Raw genomic sequence first — 26,627 nt, 5'->3', positions numbered from 1 at the left:
ATGGTCCCCACACCAAAAAGGAGACTGCGATGTTGCTTCACAACCGTAAGAACGCTCAATCCAATTGCATTATCGATCTGAATGCGAAGCCATCCGGCTGGATGGCGAAGCGGATCAAAATAGGCCGCTTCATCCTTGAAGATGTTCATGTGCTCTCCCGCGAGGGTTCGCACGACCTCAATGACACCCTCAGGATGGCTAACGACAAGACACGCCGTGTCCGTGGCGCCCAGTCGCGCTATACAGAGCCCTTGCCGCTAGGCGCTCCTGCGCGTCTCCTGTCCATCGAGTCTGAGGACTACCTCAGGGCGAGCGAGAGGAAAGGCTTGGCGCTGGCGTCCATCCAGGCCAAGCGCCACATGTTCCGACAGTTGCTGCTCGCTTGCGGAGATATTCCAGTATCGGATATCACAGCCCGCCATATCTTGGAATTCTGGGACGTGCACCGCTGGTGGCCAAGGAATGCGCGTCTTTACAAAAAGCTTCGAGGACTGACGGATCGTCAGATCCTGGATGCGGGCAAGCAGGCCAATACGCCCCCACCTAAACCGGCGAGCGTCAAGTCGATGCAACGCAATCTATCGGCGTTCTTCAATCACCTCTTGCGTGTGCGCATCATCCACCACACGCCGATCGATCCCTTTCTGGAAGTGAAGGACGACCTGATCGCGGTAGCTTCTCGCAGACCATTTTCCAACGAAGAGCTCACGACGCTGTTTGCGCCCAAGACCTATCTGCCGTGGGCCAAGCGCGCTCCCCACTACTGGTGGGCGCCGATGCTTGGACTCTATACAGGCGCCCGGGTCAATGAGATCGCGCAGCTGAAAGTTGCGGACATCGTCGAGCGGCACGGACACTGGGGTATCGATATCAAGAAAACCGTTGATGCCGATCTTTGTCCCAATTCGAGAGTGCGCACGCGCCAGAAGTTGAAGGGAAGATCATCCGTAAGGTTCATTCCGCTAGCTAAGCCTCTACTTGACGCAGGCTTCCTAGATTTCGTCGCGGACATTCGCGCGACAAAGCATCCGCGGCTCTTCCCGCACTTGTCGTGTGGTGTCAATCAGAAGACGGGTGAGCCGAACGGTTCAGGATACGGACGCGGACTAAGCGAGCGCTTTTCGAAATATCTGCATGGCGTGCTCGACCTCCCGAAAGGGTTTTCGTTCCACGTGTTTCGGCACACGCTTGCGACAGCTTTGAAGCATCACAAGGTCGACAAGGAACTGATCGCAACGATCACGGGGCATGATGTCAGGAGATCGGTGCCGGTCCTGGAAACATACCTCCATGATCAACCGGAGGAGCTGGTCAAGCAGCAATTCACTGCGCTATCGCTTTTCAAGCCGCCCGTGAGCCTGCCCGTCTACGTGCGCGGTCAGTTCAAAGCACAGCTGAAATCGCGTGAGAAGTTCCACCCGTAAAGAAATTGTCCCAGTGGTGCTCTTGGCCACCAGAGCATCACTGGGCTCTCACCAGAGCTAATTGAGCTGCTCTCAATGAGGTGCCGATCCGTTTCTAGGTTGGCGTTTCTGCAAGCCAGCGCGCCGACGCTCATAGATTTGCTTGATCATTGACTTAGCGAGGAGCGGAGGCCGGCCAGCCTCGTTGTCGTCATCGCTGTCGGTATCGCCACTGCTGCCGATGCCGACGATGCCGAGCTCTGTGCTAGCCGGTGAAGATGTCTCACACAATCCTATAAGCAAGTCAGCCAGATCGATGCAGTGCCGGACCTCAGGGAGGCGCACACGGAGATCTTTTCCTCGGTCGCTAGTGATGAGGTGGCCAAGAAGAATGGAGGCCACGCGAAGTCGGTCGTTCACGAATGTTCCTACGAAATGTGGTCTAGCTATCGAAGTGCCACACGAAAAATTCGCAAGACATTGTCAGCGCTAGCCGTCGAAGCGCGCTCGATGTTTGCGAGTGCCCAACGATCACAGGCTTGCAGGACGAGTGCGCTCAAACTTGCAACAGGCATCACATTTTCCAGCAAATCGAGTAGCAAAAGCCCACTTATGGATCTCTTCGTGATCCGTGGGGAGCGGAACGCTCTGGCGCCGGGCCGACATCGCGCCCAGCTTTGCGAAAATATTTTCGACGGCGCAACTGACAAGTCCTTTACGTCGGATTCTTCATATATCTAGTAGGAGCTCCATCAAAAAAGGAGCTCATGTGGCCATCTTCCACGCAAACATCAAGGCATTCAGTCGCGGCAAAAAGCACTCGTCAGTGGCAGCGGCAGCTTATCGCGCTGGCGTCGATCTCGTTGACACCAGCGCCCGGGTGATCCATCGCTACTCCCATCGCAAAGGTGTGATTGCACATCACATGCTCGCCCCCGCTGGTGCTCCGGATTGGTGCTCTGATCCGTCAGTGTTCTGGGACGCAAACGAGGCATGGGAGGCGCGCGCAAACGCGAGGCTGGCTCGCGAGGTGGAGACATCTTTGCCTTCCGAACTCAATGATGTGCAGCGCAGAGACCTCGCGCTCGCGTTAGGCCAGGCCTTGGTTGATCGCTACGGTGTTGTGGTGCTGGTGGCGATCCATGGCCCTGGAAAGCACAGCGATGATCGCAACTTTCATACACACCTGCTTATGTCTGCCCGCCAAGTGGGGCCGGAAGGATTTGGCGAGCGCGCGTGCTCTGAGTTTGACGCCCGAGGCGGGCGGGGCGCAGATGCCATCAGAGAAGTGCGCGGCATCGTGGCCGACGTCATCAATGAACATCTTCGAAGGGCTGGCCTTAACGCGCGCGTGGACCATCGGCGTTTGACCGTGCAGGCGGCAGAAGCCGCAGCCCAGGGCGACTACCCCAAGGCCATCGAGCTAACGCGGCCACCCAAGCGCCGTTTGGATCGGGAGACATTTCTGGCTCTGAAACACGAGCAAGCCAGACCCGATGTCGACCAGGCGCCGCCCGTCCCAGCCATTGAGCAAGCGCGGCGGGAGGGGCGCTTATTTGAGGCGCTACCCGGGCAGCGCGTGGCTGCGCTAAGGGATGCAAACCTGCGTAAGCCACCCAAGAAGGCCAGTCCGGGCAAGCGCGTCATTGTGGCATGTGCACATCAGCCCAATTTGCAGCCATCCAAAGTCGTAAGGGCGGTTGGGGCTGGTGCTGAGGTCCTGAATGCCGAAGCGCGTGTGATCGAGGATTGGTTGGCGTCCCAATTAGATGCCGCGCGAATGGCCTTGAACTCTGTCAAGGATCTAACTGGCCTGCGTGTCGAGGATCCGATCTTCGAAGCCATGTTTGCGCTCGAATGCAGGAGTGAGCGGCCGGGCTCAGTTCCTGGGTTTCGCGACGCAGTTGATAGCGCTGTGCAGTCGATGCAGATCTACGCCGATGCGATGCTCAAACCGCAAAGAGATCGTGAGACCGTGCAGCGCGCCTTGGCACAAATCAGCGTGGCTGAGGATGAGGTCAAACTATTGGGGAAGAGCGCGCGCCATCTGCGCCGAGCCAGGGAAAACTACAACCGTGCCAAAGAGGCGCTGATGGACTCAGCGCTTGGTCGCGACATGGATGTCATCAATCAGGCTCGTGTGAAACTCTTCATGGATGTGGACAAGCTCAATCGCTTGTATCCGCTGGCAACGGCTGGGGATATCACCGCCAAAGCGAAAAAGCGCTCGCACCAAGATCGACTATTCCAGGTCAACCGCAATCCGCGGTTCAGGCTGTGAGGGCGCCTACATGACGAACTCATTGATCGCTCCCTCAGGACCGTGCCAGCCATGTTCACCCGGCGTCCCACTGGCAAGCATGTCGGAGCTAGGTCGCCGGCTCGAAGGCAGACGGTCTAAACCCCCTGCCACGCCGGCCCTTCCGAAGAAGGATCCATCATCGGATTCCGGTCGTCCCAGTGATCTGGCCCGTCGGCTTGCGAGAGTCTACCGATCCGCCAACTCCCGAGGCCTTGATCGCTCAGAGATCGCTATCTCTCATACGAAGTTAATCGAGCAATGGCTGGCCGTTCAGAGTGCCGCGGCGGACGCCGCGTTGACGTCGGCCCAGGAAATCGAAGGCATTCGTCTCGAACAGGAATTCGTTGATGCACTAGCGGCATTGCGCGTCGACCGCGTTGCGGTGTATGGCACCAAGCCGACACTGTTCGAGGATACGGAAGCGCTGACAGAGGCTGTCAAAGACTATGCCGCTGCGCTCCGAGCGCCTCACGACAATCGTTGCAAGCTGTGGCAGGCGTTGGCGCGAAAATCCATGGCCTGCAACCCAGCTGATTCAGCGACAAAGAGCGAAATCCTACTGGCACGGCGCGCACTCTTCTTGGCCAGAGAGGGGATATCCCGTAAGACCTTGGAGATATGCGAGCAACGCATCAACCAGGCCCGTGCAGCGATGGTGGCAGCACACGCTCGACTGGACGATGCGTATCACATCACGAAGATTAGACCGATTGAGCCAGATCCTTTTGGGCCGCTTGCGACTGAGAGTGGTGGACAGCGGCAAAGCGGTTCGAACCGAAGGGAGTTAAAGCCAAGGTCGTCGATGCGGCCTGGGAACTGAAAATTCGAGCAACTCAGAGTTCCGCTAAATTTACTTTCGTGGCCACGGCAGTTGTCCCGTTAGGGCCGGCAATCGCTCATCGTCCTCGTCCCTCTCAGGAGACTGTTCAGTTGATCCACCTACGTGCTCGAATGTTAGAAGCGACAAGGTTTGCTTCCACGCCGCCATGTGGAGCGCTTCTTCATAACAGGCGTAGTTGTCTGCCGATGCGCTGTTGCTCCAATCCGACGCATCGAGATCTTCGCTATCGAAGCGACTTCCGTTGTGAAGCAGCCTGGATGCTGCGGACCCGCTTGGAAGTTTGATCCCTCGTTCGATATAGATCCCGGCATCGCGCACGGCAGCAGATGACAGTGCCAGTTGGATACTTCTATCCTCGGCATAAACATAGGCGACAAGTTCACGCGAGGCGCGCACAAAGCTCGATGCGATGCATCGATGCGAGGCTTGGAACTGTTCGGTGAGCGTTTGAAGGGTTTCAACCGTGAAGGGGAGGCTGGACGCCAGTGGTCTGATCAGATGCAGAGGCACCAAGCATGCAGCCGCGAAGGCATCACATAGTTTCTCTTCTGGCGGACGACCTGCGAAGCGTTCGAGCTCGTTGGAGGGAAGCATCTCGCCATGCTTGGAAGGAAGGTCCAGCACGTGATGGGCGACTTCGTGCAGCATGGTGAAGCGTTGACGATAAGGATCATCGTTCTGGTTGATGCAGATGATCTTTCGGCCGGCTTTGGGAAACGTGTTGCCAGCCTGATTAGCAGGCAGGTCTGCGAACTTGACCTCGAAGCCCAGTCCTTGGGCGATCCCCACTGCGTCGACGGGTGCTGACGCAATGTCTTTGACTAGGGCTTGGGCTCTGCCCATTGCAGTCAGCTCGTCCATGAGGCGATCTCCTACATCGAGCGCACGAGCTCGATGATCTTCATCCAGTCATCTTGGGTGGTGGGACGGGTGCCACGAAAGCTCATCGTGGCCGCCGGCTCGATGTCTTCGATCGGGATCTCGGGATGCTGGTTGATCAGATCGAACAGCGCATCATCAATCGGGGTTTTGGACAGGAGGGCCAGGATTTCGGTGTCTCTGGGTCCGAGCTCCAACGCCCGGGCCATCTTCCCAACCGTGTCCTCAGAAGGTGCCGTGCGATGCCCGCTGGCGAGGCGCCATAAGTAGACGTGGTCCAAGTCTTCCACGCGTTCACTGAGCTGGCGAAAGCTCGTGCCCTCCTTCTTCAAGGAGACAAAACCCTTTAAATCCATACACTTACTCTCTTACTTGTACGGTTCTTGCGCGCAGTATAAGCTGTTGCCCAAGCCAGAAACACCGTAGATCAAATCAGGCCGTGAACGCGGTCATATTTTGGCCCTCGGTGTTGCCTGGCGAGGCAGCGCCCGCCTCGGCGGGCTTTTTTAGAACCAGGCTGTTGCCTGGAATGGAAACGAGGAAGCACACGATGAGCAAGACCAGCGGTTTGAAGCCGGGACAGACGGCACCGACCTCAGGGCAATACCAAATTGAAGGACCCCGCGGTGGCAAGGGCCCGGAACGGACGGTGGTGCGGGGCGAGCCCTTGCCGCCCACTCCGAGCCGGGGTTCGAGCTACACCCTGGTGGATCGCACCAAGACCAAGAAGTGGCCAAACCGGAGCGGCGTCGCGTGAAGTGAGACCCATATCACATCTCATTAGCGTGGCGCCCGTCTCCCCAGACCGACAAAGGACCCTTGAATGAACACGTTTAATCCCACCAAGGCTGCTTTGTCGGAGCCTGCCGATGCCCTCCTGGCGGACATCGCCATCCGCGTCCAGCTCACACCCACCCAGTATTCGCTTGCGGTGCAACGCTACGAGACCGTGCACAAGTGGATTGAGCGCCCGGGTAGCCCTTTGGAAGACCGGGTGTTGCAGTTTCACACCCAAGGTTCGATGGCGATCGGAGCAACGGTTGCTTCCAAGCTCCAATATGACGAGCACGACATCGATCTGATTGCCGAGCTCGATATCCCTGCCAATACCGCACCTTCGGACGTGTTGGATCTTCTCGAACGCGCCATTAGAGGAGAGCGGGGATCGCGCTACTACTCAATGGTCAAGCGGCACAGCCGCTGCATCCAGATTGCTTACGAAGGAATGCATCTGGACATCACGCCGATGGTGAGGCTGGCGCATCTTCCGGAGCGTTGTGGAAACATCTACCACGCACCCAACGAGCACGCTTCGCCAGAAGACCGCACGCTGCTCGCAAACCCTTGGGGCTTCGCCCGCTGGTTTACCCAGAACACACCGGCTGATCAGCGCTTCGCGCTGGCATTCGCAGAGCGCGCTTCGGGGTTTGAAGGCGTGATCACGCTTGCCGAAGCGGAAGTCGAACCGGTGCCGGCCCAGACAGCGGCGTACGAGAAGTCCATGGCGGTGATTGCGTTGCAGCTGTTGAAGCGCTTCCGCAACGTGCAATACGACCAGAGAGAAGGCCGCTGCCCGCCTTCGGTAATGCTGTCGTATTTCGTCGCTCGGCACGCCAATCAAACACAGACGCTCTCCGAGGAAGTGCTGCACCAGTCGCGGATGCTACGAGACGTGTTCCAGGCTCACCAACGGGCTGGGCAGTTGGTAGAGGTGCGCAACCCGAAGTGCCAAGATGACATCTTCACGGATCGCTGGCCAGCAAGTCTCACTCAGCAGGGTGTGTTCCTGCGCGACCTTGATCGCCTTGTGGAGCGGCTGGAAGAGTATTGCGGTGAGTGCACGCTGGTCCGCATGCAGCAGATCCTCACTGAACTTTTCGGTGAGCGCCCGGCGCTTGATGTCGTCAAGGCGTTCAATGAACACATGGGCCGGAGCATCGTGGATGGGCGCTCGCGCCATGAGCCAGAACGAGGCCGCTTCGTGCTGCCCACGGCGGCATCAGTAGCTGCGGCAATTCCCGCCATTGGACGGGCCACGCCTCGCCATACGCATTTTGGGGGCAGCTACGAATGATGCCGATGGATCAGCAGATTGCGCGGATGCGGAGACTGTGTCCGAGCTTCGAGCTGCGCTTCAACGGCGGGTGGCACGCGGAATGGGAGGGGCTGGTTAGACCTCTCGCTCAGACCTATCGCGTTCGGGTGTCTTACATCAACAAATCCAGGCTTGGAAACATCGAGCTTGGCCCATGGTTTCCCCAAGTCTGGCTTATGCATCCTCGCCTGGAAAAACGCATGGACGCTCCTGATGAAAATATCCCGCATCTCTACCCACCAACTACGGGTGATTTCACCAAGTCGAGCCTATGCCTCTTCGACCCCTTGCAAAACGAATGGTCGCAAGACTGCGCGATCGCTGAGACCACCATTCCTTGGACGATTGACTGGCTCGTGAGTTATGAGGGCTGGCACGCCACAGGGGAATGGAAAGGTGGCGGGAGGGATCACCGAAATGGACGTGATCGCAGCGCAACCACGTTCACTGGGAAGCCTCACAAGACGACGCGAGCAGCTGCCTTGGCCCAAGGATCGCGAGTTCCGCATCCTTTCGATCGACGGCGGCGGCATTAAGGGTATCTTCCCGGCCTCTTTTCTCGCCGAGATCGAGGAGCGATATTTGGCGGGCAAGTCTGTTTCGAAGCACTTCGACATGATCACCGGCACATCGACCGGGGGGATCATCGCGCTCGCACTCTCAATCGGTCTGCCGGCGAGAGATATCGCCAAGCTCTATATGGATCATGGGCGCGCCATCTTTCCAAGCCCACGCTGGGGTGCGGCAGGCAAGTTTTGGCGCTTAATGCGCGGGTTGGCTCGGCACCAATACGATCGTGCCGCTCTGATGAACCTGCTGGAAGACGCGCTTGGTGACCGGCTATATGGCGAGGCAGGGAATCGCCTTTGCATTCCATCTTGCGACGGACGGCACGGCGACGTTTACGTGTTCAAAACTCCGCATCACCCTGATTTCAAAAAAGATCAGCACGAGCGGATGACGACTGTCGCAGCGGCTACTGCGGCGGCGCCGACCTATTTCCAGCCGCTCGACTCGGGCGGATATCGCTTCATAGACGGCGGACTCTGGGCCAACAACCCGGTAATGGTGGGGTTGGTAGATGCGCTGAGTTGCTTCGGTCTCGACCCGCATCAGGTCCGAATTCTCAGCCTAGGGTGTGGGGATGAACCCTTTCGTGTGTCAGATCGCATGGTGGAGTGGGGCGGATTGGTGTCTTGGCGAGGGGCGATCAATGCCGCGATGTCGTTCCAGTCGAAGAATGCGCTCGGGCAGGCAGGACTTCTCGTAGGAGCGGAACGCCTCATACGGATCGTGCCTGAGGGCGTAGAAGTGCCGATTAATCTTGACGATTGGCGGAGGGCCTCCCAGGAGCTGCCCGTCGCCGCGACGTCAGCGGTCGAGGCCTATGGTTCAATCCTGCAAGCCAGTTTTCTTGGCGTTTGATCAATTGTCGTTAGGTGCTATTGATCTGTCTTTTGGAGCACTTCTCTATCGTATCGCTGCATGTATTCGCGAAGTTCCGCAGCGGATGCTTCGTCATCAGTCATGGAGATTGGGACACGGCCGTCGAGATGGGCGCACGGTAATTGCAGCCATTTCCACGCGGCTCCCGCACTTTTCTTAACCCGCTTGGCTTCGTCAAAGATAGGTTCTAAAAGGTCTGGACGCAGATACCACGACATGGGCTTGCGTGCACTCTTGCCGTCACTGAGCACCGTGAGAGGAAGTTGCGCCGCTGCCAGTTCGTCATCGAGAAGATTTGCTCGCACCCAATGCGCCAGATCTGCGAGATCCTTGTTGGGCATTCTTGTTTGATTTCGCGTGGGGATGATGAGGCCGATCTTTGCTGAGGTTTGAGACCTAATCATTTCCATTGCTGGAACCAAGTCGGTGTCGTTTGTGGCAAACACTACATGATCAACCTCGCCGCGCATGGCATCTGCGTAGGCATGAAGTGCTAGTGCCACGTCTGACTGCTTTTCTTCCAGCTTCCAGATCTCCACCATGTCAGCGTTAAGATCGGGCTGCTTTCCAGACTCATGAAGATAGGCACGCGCTGGCTTGTCATCGTAGTAGCCATGGAAAATCTGTATTGCTGACCCAAGATGCAATTCGAGTGCGCTGTGATATGCGACCTGGCTTGGCACCGAGTCATTGGAGCGAGCAAACTTCTTCAAGATTGGTGCCGTGAAGTATTTAACGGCAAGCGGATCCAGTGCTGATGAAAGTTCCTGACCATCTTTATCCAGCGAGATGGTAGGCAGCACGAGGGCGAAGAGGCGATGCAGATCAAGCCATTTATACGGCGTGCGTTTCAAGCAGCCGTGGTAGAAGTTGTAGCCATCTACATAGACACGCGTGCGAAGTGGCTTGTTTGTGCTTGCCACGGGTTTCCTTCCCCCAGATATGCAAAAACCGCCTTTCGGCGGCCTTTGCCCCCAGCCGCCCTTCCGTTCTTGTCGGAGTGGTCAGGCTGGGTCAGTTGTTATGCGTATTCAACCACGTGTTGCCTGTCTTTGCAACACCGTTGTTGCCTGCCGTTACAACACCTCGATTGCTGCCCTTGCTAATATCGCAGGTATCGTTTGAGGTATCGTTTTTATGCGGATTGCGAGGCACAAATCCTTGTAATTCAATAGGTTGCGTGTGCGGGGTTCGATTCCCATCACCCGCTCCACGCTTGTTCCCCTTCTTCCCTCCATGTCACCGGGCCGTCATCCGCGGTTGCCGGGAGCGTGCGATCCTGTAAGCCTCAGCCGCGGCGACCCGCCATGAAACTGGCCATCCTTTCGCGCAACAGCAAGCTCTACTCCACCCGGCGCCTGGTCGAAGCGGCGCGCGAACGCGGCCATTCGGCGCGCGTGCTGGATCCGCTGCGCTGCTACATGCGGATCGCCTCGCACGGTTTCGCCATGCATTACATGGGCAAGCCCATCGCCGGCTACGAAGCGGTGATTCCACGCATCGGCGCATCGGTGACCCGCTACGGGACGGCGGTGCTGCGGCAGTTCGAACTGATGGGCAGTTTCAGCCCGAATCCGTCCGACGCCATCCTGCGCGCGCGCGACAAGCTGCGCGCCCACCAGTTGCTGGCGGCGCAGGGCATCGGCCTGCCGATCACCGTGTTCGGCGACAACCCGGACGACACCACCGATCTGCTGTCGATGCTCGGTCCGCCGCCGCATGTCATCAAGCTCAACGAGGGTGCCCAGGGCGCCGGGGTGATGCTGACCGAGAAGCCGTCGGCCTCGCGCAGCGTGGTCGAGGCGTTGCGCGGGCTGTACGCCAATTTCGTGGTCCAGGAGTTCATCGGCGAAGCCGAGGGCGCGGATCTGCGCTGCTTCGTGGTCGGCGGCCGGGTCATCGCCTCCATGCGCCGGCAGGCCCCCGAGGGCGACTTCCGTTCCAACCTGCATCGCGGCGGCACCGCCGTGGCCGCCCCGGCGACCGAGGAGGAACGGGCGGTCGCCGTGCGGGCCGCGCAGGTGCTGGGCCTGGGCGTGGCCGGGGTCGATCTGATCCGGTCCCGTCGCGGCCCGCTGGTGCTGGAGGTCAACTCGACCCCCGGCCTGGAGGGCATCGAGGCGGTCTGCGGCGTGGACGTGGCGGGGGCCATCGTCGACCACCTGGCGGATGGGGCCTCCTGTTCAGGCTGAACACCCGCCTGAACAGGGCTATTTCACGTAGATTTAACGCAGGCTTTAACGGTTTTTTAGTCGGAATCCGCGTAGCCTTTCCCGACCGCTAGCTCTGCGTCTTCCCTGGATTGGGTTACTTCTGGAAAGCACAGGATTACGGTAATCGGGGCACATCTTGGCCCAGGTCGGCGCCCGCCGGCCTGGGCTTTTTCTTGGCGGAAGGCGATGCATCGTGGCCGTGAACGATGCAGGCGGGCCGTGCAGGGAGAATTTGTTAAATTCAGGGCCTCATTTTTGGAACCGCGACCGGCCGGACGGGTCGAACGGTTCCCAACACAGGAACCGTCATGCGAATTCTGGTCATTGAAGACAACAGCGACATCGCCGCCAACCTCGGGGACTACCTGGAGGAACGCGGCCACACCGTGGACTTCGCCGCCGACGGCGTCACCGGCCTGCACCTGGCCGTGGTCCACGAGTTCGACGCCATCGTGCTGGATCTGAACCTGCCGGGCATGGACGGCCTGGAAGTCTGCCGCAAGCTGCGCAACGAGGCCCGCAAGCAGACCCCGGTGCTGATGCTGACCGCCCGCGACTCCCTGGACAACAAGCTGGCCGGGTTCGATTCCGGCGCCGACGACTACCTGATCAAGCCGTTCGCCCTGCAGGAGGTGGAAGTCCGCCTCAATGCGCTGTCGCGCCGTGGCAAGGGCGTGCAGACCCGGGTGCTGGAAGTCGGCGACCTGGAATACAACCTGGACACGCTGGAAGTGCGCCGGCAGGGCAAACTGCTGCAGCTCAACCCGACCGCGTTGAAGATCCTGCAGGCGCTGATGGAAGCCTCGCCGGCGGTGGTCACCCGCCAGGAACTGGAAACCCGGGTCTGGGGCGAGGAATTGCCGGATTCGGATTCCCTGCGCGTGCACATCCACGGCCTGCGCGCGGTGGTCGACAAGCCGTTCGAAATCCCGCTGATCCAGACCCGCCACGGCATCGGCTACCGGATCGCCGCGCCCGATGGCAACGGCTGAGCGGCGGCAACCGGCCGCCCGGCGCGCGGCCAAGTTCCGCCACCGGCTGCGCACCCGCATCATCCTTTCGTTCTTCCTGCTGGGCACGGGCCTGACGGGCCTGTTCGCCTATCTGACCGATGTCGCCCGCCAGCGCGTGGAAACGCAACTGGTGGAAGACGTGATGGATCAGAACGTCAACGAGTACATGCGTCGGTTCTATCAGGATCCCAGCAGGAATCCGGACATCCAGGTTCAGCAGATCAGGGCATATGTGTTCGCGCCCGACAGCGAGCGGCTTCGCACCGAATTTCCCGATTGGATCCCGCTGCGCGATGGCAACCACAACGTCGCGGGTGTGGATGAGTCCGGGCACGAGTACGCTTACAAACTGGCTGTGAGGAAGGCTCCAGAGCAATGGTTCTTCCTGGCCTACGACATGACGCAGTCCCGAAAGGGCGAGGTGCAGCTCAAGCGTTGGCTGTACCTGGCCGTGCTGTTGTTCGGCGCACTGTCCCTGATCATCGGCTGGTGGTCGGCCTCGCGCGTGATGAGCCCGGTCTCGATCCTGGCGCGCCGGCTACGGGCCTACAAAGGCAGCAGCGATCCCAAACCGCTGGCTCCACATTTTCCTGAAGACGAAGTCGGCGAGTTGGCAAAGGCGCTGGATGATTACTCCGACCGCCTGACAGAAGTGGTCCAGCGTGACCGCGAATTCAATGCAGACGTCAGCCATGAACTGAGAACGCCGCTGGCGATCATTCGAGGATCGGTCGAGTTGATGCTGTCGCGCCAGGATCTGGACGAGAAGACCCGCACCAGAATCCTGCGAATCCAGCGTGCCGAGCAGCAATGCACGGATCTCATCAGCGCCCTGTTGCTGCTGTCGCGCAGCGAACGGGGGCACGGCAACACCGATGTCGGTCGCGTCGCGGAGCAACTTCTGGACGCACACCGTGCGCAACTTGGCGGCAAGACATTGGAGCTACGGGTTGAAGGCGACTACGGGCTGAAGATCGATGCACCGGAAGCGGCATTGTCCGTCGCTCTCGGCAACCTGATTGGCAATGCGGTCAAATACACCCAGGAAGGCGAAGTCGTGGTGAGACTGTTGCCGACGGCGGTGGAGGTCATCGATTCCGGCCCTGGGCTGAGCAAGGAAGACGCGGCTCGTCTGTTCGAACGTGGCTATCGTGGAACTCATGCCGGGCACTCGCAGGGAGGTGGCATCGGCTTGTCGATCGTTAGCCGTCTTTGTGATCTCTATGGCTGGAGAGTGGGTGTAAGGCCTGGAGAGCAACGCGGCGTGATTGCAACGCTTCGTTTTTCGTAGCAGGAGTAGAAACGTGACTATCGGAACGATCCCGGATAGTCACGTTCAGAATCATCGTCGACTCACGTCCATTTGACGACGGGAGTAACGGTGCCAGGCGGATTCGGACCTGGCCAAAAAGGGTTGGAACCACGGCTGACAGTTGTTCCGGGCACGTTCTTCAGCGGTGTCGGGAACGGGCTGGGGGGCCGGGGAGGAAAAGGGTTACCGGCACCTCCGGTCACAGCTTCTGTTTCGGCTTTTGAGATAAGACGCATGGTTGAAGCTCCCTGCTATTGACGATGCCATGAGAGATGGCTACTCGATGCTAGCAATCATTCAGCGACCAACCCTGGCATCCCGACACAGAGGAATTGAAAGTTAATTGCAGCGCAATTGACAAGAAAAGACCTGTCACGCCTGTCTGTCACAGCGTGATCCAGAAACAGTTGTAAGCCCGCCGCAATCCGAATACGGTGCGCGACGGCGTGGCGCTGTTTTTCAGCGTCTGCTCCAGGCGCAGCCCGGTTGGCCGCTGCGGGGTGGTCTGCGGATAGTAGCCATCGGTGTTGGCGTCCAGCACGCTGCCGTCCTCGGCCAGCACCGGCGCGGCCGGGCGGATCGGGACGATGTCGACCAGCGGGCGCTGCACCACCGCTTCCAGCTGATCCAGTATCCGGTTGGCGGACGCGTCCGAGATGCCGCTCCATTGATAGATGCCGGCCAGCCGGTTGACGTCGCGGGCATCGATCGCCGCGGTGATCTGGGCGACCAGATCGCTGAGCGTGCGCGAGCAGGTCCCGCGGTACAGGCCGGAGGCGCCGCGCATGTTCATCGAGGCGGGGCCGGGCAGGCGATCCATCGCGCCGATGTCCTCGCAGCGCTTGTCGGTGTAGACCGTTTCGCCGGTCATGGTGGTGCAGCGCTGCACCGGATCCTGCGCCCGCGCATGCGGAACGCCGCCGGACCAGGCCAGGCAGGCGACAGACAACAACAGGAAGAAACATCGCATCGCGCCAGCCTACCGGCCGGCGCGCGATCCGCCAATGCTCGCGGCGACCGCGTGGCGCCGCCGGGAACGGCGCGCACGGTCACGCGCGGGTGTCAGCGACCCAGGCGGCTCAGCACGGCCTGGGTCGGCTTGGCCAGGTTGAGCGTGTAGAAATGCAGCGATGGCGCGCCGCCGGCCACGAGCTGTTCGCACAGGCGGGCGACCACGTCGGCGCCGAACTCGCGGATGCTGTCGGCATCATCGCCGTAGGCCTGCATGCGCTTGCTGATCCAGCGCGGGATCTCGGCACCGCAGGCTTCGGAGAAGCGCTTGAGCTGGGTGAAGTTCGAGATCGGCATGATGCCCGGCACGATCGGGATGGTCACGCCGAGCCGGCGCGCGGCGTCGACGAAGTGGAAATAGGCGTCGGCGTTGTAGAAGTACTGGGTGATGGCGCCATCGGCGCCGGCATCGACCTTGGCCTTGAAATACTTCAGGTCGGTCAGCGCGTCATCGGATTGCGGATGCGTCTCCGGGTAGGCGCCGACCTCGATGTGGAAGGTGTCGCCATGTTCGGCGCGGATGAACGCGATCAGCTCCGAGGCGTAGCGCAGGTCGCCGGGATGGCCCATGCCCGAGGGCAGGTCGCCGCGCAGGGCGACGATGCGCTTGCAGCCGATGGCGCGGTACAGCTTTAGCAGTTCGCGGATTTCCTCGCGGCTGCCGCCCACACAGGACAGGTGCGGCGCGGCGGAGAAACCGTGCTGCTGGTTGAGATGGCGGACTGTCTCGGAGGTATAGCTGAGCGTCGAGCCGCCGGCGCCGAAGGTGCAGGAGACGTACTCCGGCGCGTAGTCCTTCAGCTTCTCCGCGGTGCGGTCGAGCTGGGCGCGCTGTTCGTCGGTCTTGGGGGGGTAGAACTCGAAACTCAGGGCGGTCATGGGCGGTGCGGGCGACGGGAATGCCTGCATTATATCTCTCCATCAAGATGGATATGCAAACGGCGGCCGGAATCGGGAGCGGCCACGCGCTACCCTGTGCGGATTCCTTCACCACGCCCGTCCATGTCCATCGTCCTGACGCCGTTCGCCCGTACCCGCCTGTTTCCCCGCGAAGCCCGCCGCAACACCATCCAGGACTGCACGCCCGAGCAGTTCCAGGATTACCTCAACACCCACGCGCCGCTCAGGGTGCTCGACGGCTACGCGCCGTTCTGCAAGCTGCACGTGCACGAGAACTGGACCTCCACCCGCTGCCTGACCGTGCCGATCACCGACGACAACCGCGCTCGGCTGCGCTCGGCCTACGAGGCCCGCACGCGCGAGGAACTGCCCGTGCTGGTGCGCTGGTTCGAGGGCGTGGAGCCGCCGGTGGCGCGTTATCTGGTGGTGATCCTGTACAGCCGCGAGCAACTGGCCCGCGAAGGCAGCTCCATCGACGCCGACTGGGGCATCGTCGGCTGTCTGTATACCGCCGAGCCGGAGGAAATCCCGATGGCGCCCATCACCATGATGCGCAACGCGCTGGGAGTGGAGGAGGGCGGTTCCGGCACGCCGCTGGATCGCGACGCCTATCGCCGCGCGGTGGCATTCTGGGAGAACAACGCCAACTGGCGCCCGTGAGGCCCCCGGCGCTTTCGCCGCGCCTCAGCGCGGGCGCCCGATGCCGGCGACGCCGGCTCCGGTCAACCGGATCAGATCATCCGGCGCCAGTTCCACTTCCAGCCCCCGCCGTCCGGCGCTGACATGCAGTGTCGGCAGCACGCGCGCGCTGGCGTCCAGGAACGTGCGCAGGCGCTTCTTCTGGCCGAGCGGGCTGATGCCGCCGATCAGGTAGCCGGTCGCGCGCTGGGCGGCGTCCGCCGCGGCCATGCCGCAGCGGCGGCAACCGGCGGCTTCGGCCAGCGCCTTGAGATCGAGCTGGCCGGCGACCGGCACGATCGCCACCAGCAGTTCGCGGGCGTCGGTGGTGGCGAGCAGGGTCTTGAACACCCGGGCCGGATCCAGGCCCAGCTTTTCGACGGCTTCGGCGCCATAGGAGTCGGCGTCGCGGTCGTGCGCATAGCTGTGCACGGCATGGGCGACGTGCTCGCGCTTGAGCAGTTCGATGGCGGGCGTCATGGCGGGATATCGGCGGGAACGAGGACGATGAGCCTGCGCCGTCGTCGTGTCGCCGTCTTGAACGGGATTGCTGCCCAGACGACGACGGGCGCCCGAAGGCGCCCGTCGCGGTTGCTGCGGATCGAACGAGTCGATCAGTAGCGGTAGTGATCCGGCTTGTACGGACCTTCCACCGGCACGCCGAGGTAGTCGGCCTGATCCTGGGTCAGCTTGGTCAGCTTGACGCCGATCTTCTCCAGGTGCAGGCGCGCCACTTCCTCGTCCAGGTGCTTGGGCAGGCGGTAGACGGTCTTCTCGTAGCTGTCCTTGTTGGCCCACAGGTCGATCTGGGCCAGGGTCTGGTTGGCGAACGAGTTGGACATCACGAAGCTGGGATGGCCGGTGGCGCAGCCCAGGTTGACCAGGCGGCCTTCGGCCAGCAGGAACATCGCGTTGCCGTTCGGGAACACATACTTGTCCACCTGCGGCTTGATGTTGATCTTCTGCACGCCCGGGAAGTTGACCAGCGCGTCGACCTGGATTTCATTGTCGAAGTGGCCGATGTTGCACACGATGGCCTGGTCCTTCATCGCCTTCATGTGATCGATGGTGATGATGTCCTTGTTGCCGGTCGTGGTGACGTAGATGTCGGCCGTACCCAGGGTGTCCTCGAGGGTGTTGACCTCGAAGCCTTCCATCGCCGCCTGCAGCGCGCAGATCGGATCGATCTCGGTGACGACCACGCGGGCGCCGTAGGCGCGCAGCGAATGCGCCGAACCCTTGCCGACGTCGCCGTAACCGCAGACCACGGCGACCTTGCCCGCCAGCATCACGTCCATCGCGCGCTTCAGGCCGTCGGCCAGCGACTCGCGGCAGCCGTACAGGTTGTCGAACTTGGACTTGGTGACCGAGTCATTGACGTTGATCGCCGGGACCAGCAGGGTGCCGGCTTCGGCCAACTGGTACAGGCGATGCACGCCGGTGGTGGTTTCCTCGGACACGCCCTTCCAGGCCTTGACCACTTCGGTCCAGTAGCCCGGACGCTCCTTGTGCACGCGCTTGAGCAGGTTCTTGATCACCTGTTCCTCGTGGCTGGAGGAAGCGGTGTTGACCCAGTCCGAACCGTTTTCCAGCTCGTAGCCCTTGTGGATCAGCAGGGTCACGTCGCCGCCGTCGTCGACGACCAGCTCCGGGCCGAGCTTGCCGCCGCCGAAGTTCAGCGCGTCCAGCGTGCAGTCCCAGTATTCCTCCAGGCTCTCGCCCTTCCAGGCGAACACCGGCGTGCCGGTGGCGGCGATCGCGGCGGCGGCGTGGTCCTGGGTGGAGAAGATGTTGCACGAGGCCCAGCGCACGTCGGCGCCCAGGTCCACCAGCGTCTCGATCAGCACGGCGGTCTGGATGGTCATGTGCAGCGAGCCGGTCACGCGCACGCCCTTGAGCGGCTTGGCGGCGGCGTGCTTGCGGCGGATGGACATCAGGCCCGGCATCTCGTGCTCGGCGATGTCGATTTCCTTGCGGCCCCAGTCGGCCAGGGAAATGTCGGCGACCTTGTAGTCACCCTCGGTGGAAAACTGGCGTACGGCGTTCATGGTTCGGCTCCGGTTAGTGGGCGAGCTGGGCTCGCATTCTCGACCGGGCGCCGTTACAGAAAAGTCCTGCCGAGCCTGGCCGTGCGCACTTCCCCTGGAAGTCGTCACGGTCGCAGCGCCCCTCGGCGAGGCCCGCCATTATATCGGTTGTTCCGGATGGAGCGATGGATGCCGCCGGGCATGACCGATGGCGTTGGCCTGGCCCGGCCCCGGGTTGTTAAGCTCGGATGAATCCACGCCAACGAGAGTCCCGCATGACCTCCATGCCCCGCATCGCCGCCCTGGCCCTGGCGGTCGGCCTGCTGGCCCTGCCCGCCTTCGCGCGCACGCCGGCTCCGGCGCCGCCCGCCACCGTGGACGCCGCCGGTTACCAGTTGCCGCCTCCCGCCCTGCGCGCCATCGTCGACGCGCCGCGCCGTCCCGACATTTCGGTCAGTCCCCGGCGCGACCTGCTGGCCCTGATGCAGGTCCCCGCGCTGCCGGGCATCGACGTGGTCGCCCAGCCGGAACTGAAGCTGGCGGGCCTGCGCATCCATCCGCGCAGCCATTCCGCCAGCCGGTTCTCCTTCGGCACCGACTTCTGGCTGCAGGAAGTCGCCTCCGGCAAGGAACTGCGCATCCAGGGCCTGCCGCAACCGCTGTCGATGGTCGGTTTCCGCTGGTCGCCGGACCAGCGTTACATCGCCTTCAATCGCATCGATCCGCAATCGGCCGCCAACGAGCTGTGGCTGATCGATGTGGGAACGCGCAGCGCGCGACGCCTGACCGATCGTGCGCTGAATACCGTCGTTGGCCGCGGCTATGCCTGGCTGGGCGACAGCAGCCGGTTGCTGGTCCAGTTGCAGCCGCAGGGACAGGGCGAAGCGCCCGAACGCAGCGGGGTGCCGTCCGGCCCCAATGTGCAGCAGACCCAGGCCGGTGGCGGCGTGGTGCAGATCCGCACCTACCAGGACATGCTCCGCAACGAAGGCGATGCGCGCCTGCTGGAATATCAACTGCGCTCGCAGGCCGCGCTGGTCGACCTCGCCGGCGCGGTGAAATCGCTGGGCAATCCCGATCTGAACCTGTCGCTGTCGGCTTCGCCGGATGGACGCTACCTCCTGCGCCGCCGCGTCGAGCGACCGTTCTCGTATCTGGTGCCGGTGAGTTCTTTCCCGACCCGCATCGAAGTCCTGGACATGCAGGGACAACTGGTCCACGAGGTGGCGAAGCTGCCGCTGATCGAAGGCCTGCCGCCCGGCAATGACGCGGTGCCCGCCGGTGTCCGTGACATCCAGTGGCGCGCCGATGCGGATGCCACCCTGGTCTGGGCCGAAGCCCAGGATGGTGGCGATCCGTCGCGCGAGGCCGCCATCCGCGACGCGGTGATGACGCAGGCCGCGCCGTTCGACAAACCGCCCGTGACCCTGGCGCGGCTGGGCATGCGCCTGGCCGACATCCAGTGGGGCGACGGCCAGTTGGCCCTGATCAGCGAGGCCTGGTGGAAGAACCGCCAGATCCGCGAATGGCGGATCGCGCCGGATGACGCGGCGCAGGCGCCGAAGCTGATCCGCGAAGGCTCCTACGAGGACCGCTACAACGATCCCGGTTCGCCGGTGCTCGCGCAGGACGCGCGCGGCGAAATGCGCCTGATGATGGCGGCCGACGGCCGCAGCATCTTCCGGGTCGGCGATGGCGCGTCGCCGGAAGGGGATCGTCCCTTCCTGGACAAGGTTGATCTGGACAAGCCTGGCGCGGACGGCGGCAAGACCCGCCTGTTCCATTCGCAGGCGCCGTACTACGCGGCGCCGGTGGCGCCGCTGGACGCCGATGGCCAGCGTCTGCTGATCACCCGTGAATCGCCGGATGAACCCACCAACCTGTTCGTCGTCGAAGGCGCGGGTGAGCCGCGCGCGCTGACCCGCTTCCCGCATCCGACCCCGCAGCTGAAGGGCGTGAAGAAGCAGCAGGTCCGCTACAAGCGCAAGGATGGCGTGGATCTGACCGCGACCCTGTACCTGCCGCCGAACTACGATCCCAAGCGCGACGGTCGACTGCCGATGCTGATGTGGGCGTATCCGGCCGAGTTCAAATCCGCCGAGGCCGCCGGCCAGGTGACCGATTCGCCGTACCGTTTCAACGCGGTCAGCTACTGGGGACCGCAGGCGTTCCTGGCGATGGGCTACGCGGTGTGGGACGACTTCTCCGTGCCGATCGTGGGCGAGGGCGACAAGGAGCCGAACGACACCTACGTGCCGCAGCTGGTCGCCAGCGCCGAGGCGGCGGTGGACGAAGCGGTGCGCCTGGGCGTGGCCGATCGCGAACGCATCGCGGTTGGCGGCCATTCCTATGGCGCGTTCATGACCGCCAACCTGCTCGCGCACACGCGCCTGTTCAAGGCCGGCATCGCCCGCAGCGGCGCTTACAACCGGACCCTGACGCCGTTCGGCTTCCAGGCCGAGGAGCGCAATTTCTGGCAGGCGCCGGGCGTGTACGAAACGATGTCGCCGTTCAATCACGCGGACCGGATCAAGGACGCGCTGCTGTTGATCCACGGCGAGCAGGACAACAACTCGGGCACCTTCCCGATCCAGAGCGAACGCATGTTCGCCGCGGTCAAGGGGCTGGGCGGCACCGCGCGGCTGGTGATGCTGCCGAACGAGTCGCACGGCTATCGTGCACGTGAATCGATCCTGCAGATGCTGGCCGAATCCAACGCCTGGCTCGATCGCTACGTGAAGCAGGCACCCGCCGCGCCGGCCAAGCGCTGACGACGGCGGGACCGGAACCGGACCAATTGCGGTCCGGTTCGCCCGGCCCGCGGGACGTCCCGGAACAGGTGTGCGGCGGTGCAGCAAACGGCGGCCGAATTGGGGTAGTGTTGGGGGCTCACCCCCGCTGCACGGTCTGCCGCCTCGATGAATTCGCCCCGCAGTCTCGAGTTCGCTCCTCCCGATGTACCGCTTCGTGAAGACGTGCGCCGGCTCGGCGCACTGGTCGGCGACATGCTCGCCGAACAGGTGTCACCCGCGTTCCTGGATGAAGTCGAGCGCGTGCGCACCACCGCCATCGCACGTCGCCAGAGCGACGCGCCGCCGCAGTCGCTGGCGGGATTGCTGGCCGGGCTGAAACCTTCGCATGCGGAAGGCTTGATCCGCGCGTTCAGCGCGTACTTCCAGGTGGTCAACATCGCCGAGCGCGTGCACCGGATCCGCCGCCGCCGCGACTACCAGCGCACCGACGACAGCAAGCCGCAGCCGGAAGGCCTGCACGATGTGCTGCAGCGGCTGAAGGCGCAGGGCGTGGGCGTGGACGAACTGGCGCAGTGGTTGCCGCGCATCGACATCGAACCCGTGTTCACCGCCCATCCGACCGAGGCGGTGCGGCGCGCGCTGCTGGAGAAGGAGCAGTTGATGGTCGCCAGCCTGGTCAACGGGCTGGACGGCAACCGCACGCCCGGCGAGCAGGCCACCGACACCGCGCGTTTCCGGATGGCGCTGACCTCGGCCTGGCAGACCACCGATTCCTCGCCGGTTCGCCCGGGGGTGGAAGACGAGCGCGAGCATGTCGGTTTCTATCTGATCGAAGTGCTGTACCGGGTGATGCCGGTGTTGTACGAGACCCTGGAAAACGCCATCACCCAGGTCCATGGCGAACAGCCCGCGATCACCCGCCATCTGCCGCGCCTGCTGCGCTTCGGCACCTGGGTGGGCGGCGACATGGACGGCAACCCGAACGTCGACGCCGGCACCGTCATCGCGACCCTCAATGCGCAGCGCGCGCTGATCCTGCGCCGCTACATCAAGGAACTGCGCCAGCTCACCACGCTGCTCAGCCAGTCGACCTCGCTGGTCGGCGTGTCGGCCGAAGTGCTGGCGCGCATGGACGAATACCGCGAACTGCTGCCGAAGGCCGCCGCGCAGTCGCGCCCGCGGCACGGCGACATGCCGTACCGCCTGCTCAACGATCTGATGCGCGCGCGCCTGCAGGCCACCCTGGAAGACCTGCCGCAGGGCTATGCGGGACCCGATGAACTCGCCGCCGACGTGGATCTGATCCTGCGCAGCCTGGAAGCCAACCGCGGCATCCACGCCGGCTGGTTCGCGGTGCGCAGGCTGGCCTGGCGCATCCGCAGTTTCGGCTTCCATCTGGCGCGCCTGGACGTGCGCCAGGAATCCAGCGTGCACGCGCGCGCGGTCGCGGCCGCGCTCGGCGACGACCAGTGGGAATCGCGCGATCCGGTCGAGCGCGGCGCGCTGCTGGCGCCCTACGCGAGCGGCGATACCTTGCTGCCGGCGTCGGAGGAAGAAGGCAATCCGCGCCTGGATGCGGTGTTCGCCGCGCTGGGCGACGCGCGCCGCCGGCATGGCGCCGATGCGCTGGGCGCCTACATCATCAGCATGGCGCACAACCGCGCGGACGTGCTCACGGTACTGGCGCTGGCACGCCGCGGCGGGCTGGTCGGCGAGGACGGACACGTGCCGCTGGACATCGCGCCATTGTTCGAGACGGTGGACGATCTGCGCCACGGTCCGGACACGCTGCGCGATTTGATGGCCGATCCGGTGTACCGCGCGCACCTGTCGGCGCGCGGCAACGTGCAGATGGTGATGCTGGGTTACTCCGACAGCGGCAAGGACGGCGGCATCGCCGCGTCGCGCTGGGGTCTGCAGCGTGGTCAGGTCGAACTGCTGCAGACCGCCAACGAACTCGGCATCAAGCTGACCTTCTTCCACGGCCGCGGCGGTTCGATCAGCCGCGGCGGCGGCAAGACCACCCGCGCGGTCGACGCTTCGCCGCGCGGCAGCGTCGATGGCCGCCTGCGGGTGACCGAGCAGGGCGAAGTCATCCATCGCAAGTACGGCATCCGCGCGCTCGCGCTGCGCTCGCTGGAGCAGTCGGTCGGCGCGGTGCTGGCCTCCTCGCTGCGTCCCCGCCCGCTGGAGCCGCGCGAACCGGGCTGGCGGGACATCATGGATACCGTCGCCAGGGACAGCAGCGAGGCCTATCGCGCGTTCGTCGGCGCACCGCGCTTCATGGACTATTTCCGCAGCGCCACGCCGATCGACGTGATCGAACGGATGACCCTGGGCTCGCGGCCTTCGCGCCGGCTCGGCCAGGACGCCGCGCTGGGCAACCTGCGCGCGATTCCGTGGGTGTTCGCCTGGAGCCAGGCGCGGGCGGTGATTCCCGGCTGGTTCGGGGTGGGCAGCGGGCTGCAGGCGGCGGTGGACGCGCACGGCGAGGAGGCGGTGCTGGAAATGGCGCGCGACTGGCCGTTTTTCCGCACGTTCCTCGACGACATCTCGATGGTGCTGGCCAAGGGCGATCTGAGCATCGCCGAAATGTTCTCGCGGATGGCCGGCGACCTGCATGGCGAATTCTTCCCGCGCATCCGGCACGAGCATGCGCTGACCCTGCGCTGGGTGCTGCGCCTGACCGGGGACGAGTGGCTGCTGCAACACGATCAGCGGCTGGCGCTGTCGATCCGCCTGCGCAATCCGTACATCGATCCGATCAGCGTGCTGCAGGCGGATCTGCTGCGACGCTGGCGCGAGACCGGACGCGAGGACGAAACCCTGCTGCGGGCGCTGGTGGCCAGCATCAACGGCGTGTCGCAGGGCGTCCAGAACACCGGCTGAGTGCGTGCGTGCCGCGTGCGCCGGCTAGGCGGACTGGCTGCTGCGTTTGGGCTTGTCCAGTTGCAGATCCAGCCAGCGCAGCAGATCCGCGACCACCCGGCTGCGTTCCGGATCGGCCTCGTTGTAGATCTCGTGGTACAGCCGCAGGTATTCATGCGCACGCAGCTTGCGCTGCGGCGCCGCGGCGGCGAACGCGCGCGCGCCGGCCGGATCGACGAGGTGATCGTCGGCGGCGAACTGCAGCAGCGTCGGAATTTTCAGTTCAGCGGCAAGGGCGACCACCCGGCGACCACCCGTGAAGATGAAATGCGCGAGCCGGGCGCTGATGCGCGAGTGGTTGAGCGGGTCTTCCCGATACTCGCGTTCGACATGCGCATCGTGCGAGAGCCGGTCAGCGGCCAGGCCGGTGCGCAGGGTCAGGTCGGGCCACCAGCCGGTCAGGCAGCGGGCGAAGGCGCGCTGGATGCCGCCGGCGTGGGTGGCGAGCGCGGGCGAGGAAGCGATCAGGCCGCGCGGGATCAGGTCTTCAAGCAGGACGGCCTGCATGGCGACCAGACCGCCCATGCTGTGGCCGAACAGGAACGGCAGGTCGCCACCTTCGGCGGCATAGGCGTTGAACACCGAGACCGTGTCGCGCGGGAGGCGGGTCAATTCGTCCACGCAGCCGCGCGCGCCTTCCGAGCGTCCGTGCCCGCGTTGATCGTAGGCGCGCACCGCGACGCCGGTGGCGTTCAGTTCCTCCGCCAGCCGGGCGTAGCGTCCCGAATGTTCGCCCAGCCCGTGCACCAGCAGCAGGCGCGCACGTGGCCGTGGCAGGGGCCAGTCGCGCTGGTGCAGGCGCAGACCGTCAGGGGTGAGGAAAGACGAGATCGGGAGAGCGGTCGACATGGCGCAACATCGCTTGGGCCCGCGCGACGGTCAAGGGGCGCGGGTGCCGAACGTAATCGAGGTGAAGGAAATCAGCCGTCCAGTTCCGCCCAGCGCTGGTAGGCCAGTTCCAGTTCCTGCTGGAGCGCGGCCAACTGTTCGTTGGCCTGCTGCAGACTGGCCGGATCCTGCTGATAGTAGGCGGGACCGTTCATCGCGTCGGTGCGGCCGGCGATGTCGGCTTCCAGGGCCTCGATGCGCGCCGGCAACTGCTCCAGTTCGCGCGCGTCCTTGTAGCTGAGTTTGCGCCTTGGCGCCGCCGTCGCGGGGCCGGCGGCCGCAGGCGAAGACGCGAGGCCCGGTTTCGCCGGGGCGGCGGCCGTCGGCGCCGGCCGCTGCCGCAGCCAGTCGCTGTAGCCGCCGACGTAGTCGCCCAGGCGACCTTCGCCTTCCAGCACCAGGGTGCTGGTGACCACGTTGTCGAGGAAGTCGCGGTCATGGCTGACCAGCAGCAGCGTGCCCTTGTAGTCGAGCAGCAGTTCTTCCAGCAGTTCCAGCGTTTCCACGTCCAGATCGTTGGTCGGTTCGTCCATCACCAGCAGGTTGGACGGCTGGGCGAACAGCTTGGCCAGCAGCAGGCGGTTGCGCTCGCCGCCGGACAGGCGGGTGATCGGCGCGCGCGCGCGTTCGGGCGAGAACAGGAAATCCTGCAGGTAGCCGATGATGTGCTTGCGGCTGCCGTTGATTTCGATGAAGTCGCGCCCTTCGGCGACGTTTTCCAGTGCGTTGAGCGATTCGTCCAGCTGGCTGCGATGCTGGTCGAAATAGGCGATCTGCAGGCCGGTGCCCAGTTTGACCTCGCCCTGCTGCGGGGCGAGGTCGCCGAGCAGGATCTTCAGCAGGGTCGACTTGCCGGCACCGTTGGGACCGATGATGCCGACCCGGTCGCCGCGCATGATCGTGGCCGACACGCGATCCAGCAGGACCCGCCCGTCATAGGCCTGCGTGACGTCCGTGGCCTCGATGACCTTGCGTCCGGAGGCCTGCGCGGCGGCGGCCTCCATCCTGACGTTGCCGGACAGATCGCGGCGCTGGGCGCGTTCGCGACGCATCGCCTTGAGCGCGGTGACGCGGCCTTCGTTGCGGGTGCGGCGGGCCTTGATGCCCTGGCGGATCCAGACTTCCTCCTGCGCCAGCAGCTTGTCGAAGCGCGCGTTCTCCTGCGCCTCGGCATGCAGGCGTTCCTCGCGCCGACGCAGGTAGTTGTCGTAGTCGCCCGGCCAACTGGTCAGCTGGCCGCGATCGATCTCGACGATGCGGGTGGCCAGCGCGCGCAGGAAGCTGCGATCGTGGGTGACGAACACCAGGCTGCCCTCGAACTGCTTGAGGAAACCTTCCAGCCATGCGATCGCCTCGATGTCGAGGTGGTTGGTGGGTTCGTCCAGCAGCAGGATGTCGGGCTTGCGCACCAGCGCCTGGGCCAGCAGCACGCGCCGCTTCATGCCGCCGGACAGGGCGGCGAAGTCGGCGTCCTCCGGCAGCTCCAGCCGGGTCAGCACTTGCTGCACGCGACGATCCAGATCCCAGCCCTGGCGGGCTTCGATCTGCACCTGCGCTTCGCCCAGCGCGTCCATGTCGCCCTCGGCCAGTGCATGGTGATAGCGCGCCAGCAGCGCGCCCAGATCGCCCAGGCCCTGGGCGACCACGTCGAACACGCTGCCGGCGGTGTCCTGCGGGACTTCCTGGGCCATGCGCGCGACCACCACGCCGCCCTGGATCCGGATGTCGCCGTCGTCGGGCCGGATTTCCCCGGCCATCAGCCGCATCAGGGTGGACTTGCCGGCGCCGTTGCGGCCGACGATGCAGACGCGCTCGCCGGCTTCGATGGACAGATCGACGTGTTCGAGAAGGAGCGGACCGCCGACGCTGAAGTCGACCCGCTGAAATTGCAGAAGGGACATGCCGCCATTGTACCCGCCCGTACCCGCACGATCCGCC

At 63.5% G+C, this 26,627-nt stretch carries 21 protein-coding genes and 1 riboswitch; of the genes, 12 read left to right on the top strand and 9 right to left on the bottom strand.

Features of this window, described 5'->3' with window-relative positions; genetic code table 11:
• Nucleotides 1–29: 29 nt before the first annotated feature.
• On the top strand, nucleotides 30–1,424 hold the full coding sequence (locus tag AC3DEZ_RS16115; RefSeq protein ID WP_488389123.1) for a site-specific integrase: 1,395 nt from the start codon (nucleotides 30–32) through the stop codon (nucleotides 1,422–1,424).
• Nucleotides 1,425–2,172: 748 nt separating this feature from the next.
• Nucleotides 2,173–3,684, top strand: a complete 1,512-nt coding sequence (locus AC3DEZ_RS16110; RefSeq protein WP_488389122.1) for a MobA/MobL family protein — start codon at nucleotides 2,173–2,175, stop codon at nucleotides 3,682–3,684.
• 871 nt (nucleotides 3,685–4,555) lie between these two features.
• Here AC3DEZ_RS16110 and AC3DEZ_RS16105 read toward each other — a convergent pair.
• Nucleotides 4,556–5,407 (bottom strand): ImmA/IrrE family metallo-endopeptidase, encoded by an 852-nt coding sequence (locus AC3DEZ_RS16105; protein WP_488389121.1) that lies wholly within the window; start codon nucleotides 5,405–5,407, stop codon nucleotides 4,556–4,558.
• 11 nt (nucleotides 5,408–5,418) lie between these two features.
• Nucleotides 5,419–5,781, bottom strand: coding sequence for a hypothetical protein (locus AC3DEZ_RS16100; protein WP_488389120.1), 363 nt, complete (start codon nucleotides 5,779–5,781; stop codon nucleotides 5,419–5,421).
• 194 nt (nucleotides 5,782–5,975) lie between these two features.
• Here AC3DEZ_RS16100 and AC3DEZ_RS16095 point away from each other — a divergent pair, with 194 nt between their 5' ends.
• From AC3DEZ_RS16095 to AC3DEZ_RS16080, 4 genes are all read left to right on the top strand, one after another.
• Nucleotides 5,976–6,182, top strand: coding sequence for a hypothetical protein (locus AC3DEZ_RS16095; RefSeq protein WP_488389119.1), 207 nt, complete (start codon nucleotides 5,976–5,978; stop codon nucleotides 6,180–6,182).
• Between the two features lie 66 nt (nucleotides 6,183–6,248).
• The gene (locus AC3DEZ_RS16090) at nucleotides 6,249–7,499 is read left to right on the top strand and encodes a nucleotidyltransferase domain-containing protein (protein WP_488389118.1); all 1,251 of its coding nucleotides are present in this window, start codon (nucleotides 6,249–6,251) and stop codon (nucleotides 7,497–7,499) included.
• Nucleotides 7,496–8,056: a type II CBASS E2 protein gene (locus AC3DEZ_RS16085; protein WP_488389117.1), complete on the top strand. Its 561-nt coding sequence runs from the start codon at nucleotides 7,496–7,498 to the stop codon at nucleotides 8,054–8,056. The genes AC3DEZ_RS16090 and AC3DEZ_RS16085 overlap by 4 nt, the downstream gene beginning before the upstream one ends.
• On the top strand, nucleotides 7,938–8,945 hold the full coding sequence (locus AC3DEZ_RS16080; RefSeq protein WP_488389116.1) for a CBASS cGAMP-activated phospholipase: 1,008 nt from the start codon (nucleotides 7,938–7,940) through the stop codon (nucleotides 8,943–8,945). The genes AC3DEZ_RS16085 and AC3DEZ_RS16080 overlap by 119 nt, the downstream gene beginning before the upstream one ends.
• 17 nt (nucleotides 8,946–8,962) lie before the next feature.
• Here the strand turns inward: AC3DEZ_RS16080 and AC3DEZ_RS16075 are convergent, their stop codons facing one another.
• Entirely contained in the window at nucleotides 8,963–9,889 is a 927-nt protein-coding gene (locus AC3DEZ_RS16075) for an NYN domain-containing protein (RefSeq protein WP_488389115.1), read from the bottom strand.
• Between the two features lie 384 nt (nucleotides 9,890–10,273).
• On the opposite strand from AC3DEZ_RS16075, the gene rimK reads away from it, so the two are divergent.
• The 3 genes from rimK (at nucleotide 10,274) to AC3DEZ_RS16060 (ending at nucleotide 13,483) form a co-directional block, all read left to right on the top strand.
• On the top strand, nucleotides 10,274–11,158 hold the full coding sequence (gene rimK / locus AC3DEZ_RS16070; RefSeq protein ID WP_488389114.1) for a 30S ribosomal protein S6--L-glutamate ligase: 885 nt from the start codon (nucleotides 10,274–10,276) through the stop codon (nucleotides 11,156–11,158).
• A gap of 329 nt (nucleotides 11,159–11,487) precedes the next feature.
• On the top strand, nucleotides 11,488–12,171 hold the full coding sequence (locus AC3DEZ_RS16065; protein ID WP_447104798.1) for a response regulator transcription factor: 684 nt from the start codon (nucleotides 11,488–11,490) through the stop codon (nucleotides 12,169–12,171).
• Entirely contained in the window at nucleotides 12,158–13,483 is a 1,326-nt protein-coding gene (locus AC3DEZ_RS16060) for a sensor histidine kinase (protein WP_488389113.1), read from the top strand. Before AC3DEZ_RS16065 ends, AC3DEZ_RS16060 begins: the two co-directional genes overlap by 14 nt.
• A gap of 406 nt (nucleotides 13,484–13,889) precedes the next feature.
• Here AC3DEZ_RS16060 and AC3DEZ_RS16055 read toward each other — a convergent pair whose 3' ends face one another.
• Nucleotides 13,890–14,474 (bottom strand): hypothetical protein, encoded by a 585-nt coding sequence (locus AC3DEZ_RS16055; protein WP_488389112.1) that lies wholly within the window; start codon nucleotides 14,472–14,474, stop codon nucleotides 13,890–13,892.
• A gap of 92 nt (nucleotides 14,475–14,566) precedes the next feature.
• Complete coding sequence (gene metF / locus AC3DEZ_RS16050; protein ID WP_488389111.1) at nucleotides 14,567–15,394, bottom strand: methylenetetrahydrofolate reductase [NAD(P)H]; 828 nt, start codon at nucleotides 15,392–15,394, stop codon at nucleotides 14,567–14,569.
• A gap of 123 nt (nucleotides 15,395–15,517) precedes the next feature.
• Between metF and AC3DEZ_RS16045 the strand changes: the two genes are divergently transcribed.
• Nucleotides 15,518–16,075, top strand: a complete 558-nt coding sequence (locus AC3DEZ_RS16045; protein ID WP_488389110.1) for a DUF3228 family protein — start codon at nucleotides 15,518–15,520, stop codon at nucleotides 16,073–16,075.
• Between the two features lie 24 nt (nucleotides 16,076–16,099).
• On the opposite strand, the gene ybaK is transcribed toward AC3DEZ_RS16045, so the two are convergent.
• On the bottom strand, nucleotides 16,100–16,573 hold the full coding sequence (gene ybaK, locus AC3DEZ_RS16040; protein WP_488389109.1) for a Cys-tRNA(Pro) deacylase: 474 nt from the start codon (nucleotides 16,571–16,573) through the stop codon (nucleotides 16,100–16,102).
• Nucleotides 16,574–16,707: 134 nt separating this feature from the next.
• Nucleotides 16,708–18,141, bottom strand: coding sequence for an adenosylhomocysteinase (ahcY, locus tag AC3DEZ_RS16035; protein WP_488389108.1), 1,434 nt, complete (start codon nucleotides 18,139–18,141; stop codon nucleotides 16,708–16,710).
• 38 nt (nucleotides 18,142–18,179) lie between these two features.
• A riboswitch (S-adenosyl-L-homocysteine riboswitch) is annotated at nucleotides 18,180–18,271 on the bottom strand.
• A 124-nt stretch (nucleotides 18,272–18,395) separates the two neighbouring features.
• On the opposite strand from ahcY, the gene AC3DEZ_RS16030 reads away from it, so the two are divergent.
• Nucleotides 18,396–20,891, top strand: a complete 2,496-nt coding sequence (locus AC3DEZ_RS16030; protein WP_488389107.1) for a S9 family peptidase — start codon at nucleotides 18,396–18,398, stop codon at nucleotides 20,889–20,891.
• Between the two features lie 147 nt (nucleotides 20,892–21,038).
• Nucleotides 21,039–23,762 (top strand): phosphoenolpyruvate carboxylase, encoded by a 2,724-nt coding sequence (gene ppc / locus AC3DEZ_RS16025; RefSeq protein WP_488389106.1) that lies wholly within the window; start codon nucleotides 21,039–21,041, stop codon nucleotides 23,760–23,762.
• A gap of 24 nt (nucleotides 23,763–23,786) precedes the next feature.
• Here the strand turns inward: ppc and AC3DEZ_RS16020 are convergent, their stop codons facing one another.
• Entirely contained in the window at nucleotides 23,787–24,650 is an 864-nt protein-coding gene (locus tag AC3DEZ_RS16020; protein WP_488389105.1) for an alpha/beta hydrolase, read from the bottom strand.
• Nucleotides 24,651–24,721: 71 nt separating this feature from the next.
• Nucleotides 24,722–26,590: an ATP-binding cassette domain-containing protein gene (locus AC3DEZ_RS16015; RefSeq protein ID WP_488389104.1), complete on the bottom strand. Its 1,869-nt coding sequence runs from the start codon at nucleotides 26,588–26,590 to the stop codon at nucleotides 24,722–24,724.
• Nucleotides 26,591–26,627 lie beyond the last annotated feature (37 nt).

The sequence above is a fragment of the Pseudoxanthomonas sp. 134C1 genome, assembly GCF_057773065.1.
Note: the sequence above shows the minus strand (reverse complement) of the source record. Positions and strands in the feature narration are given on the sequence as shown.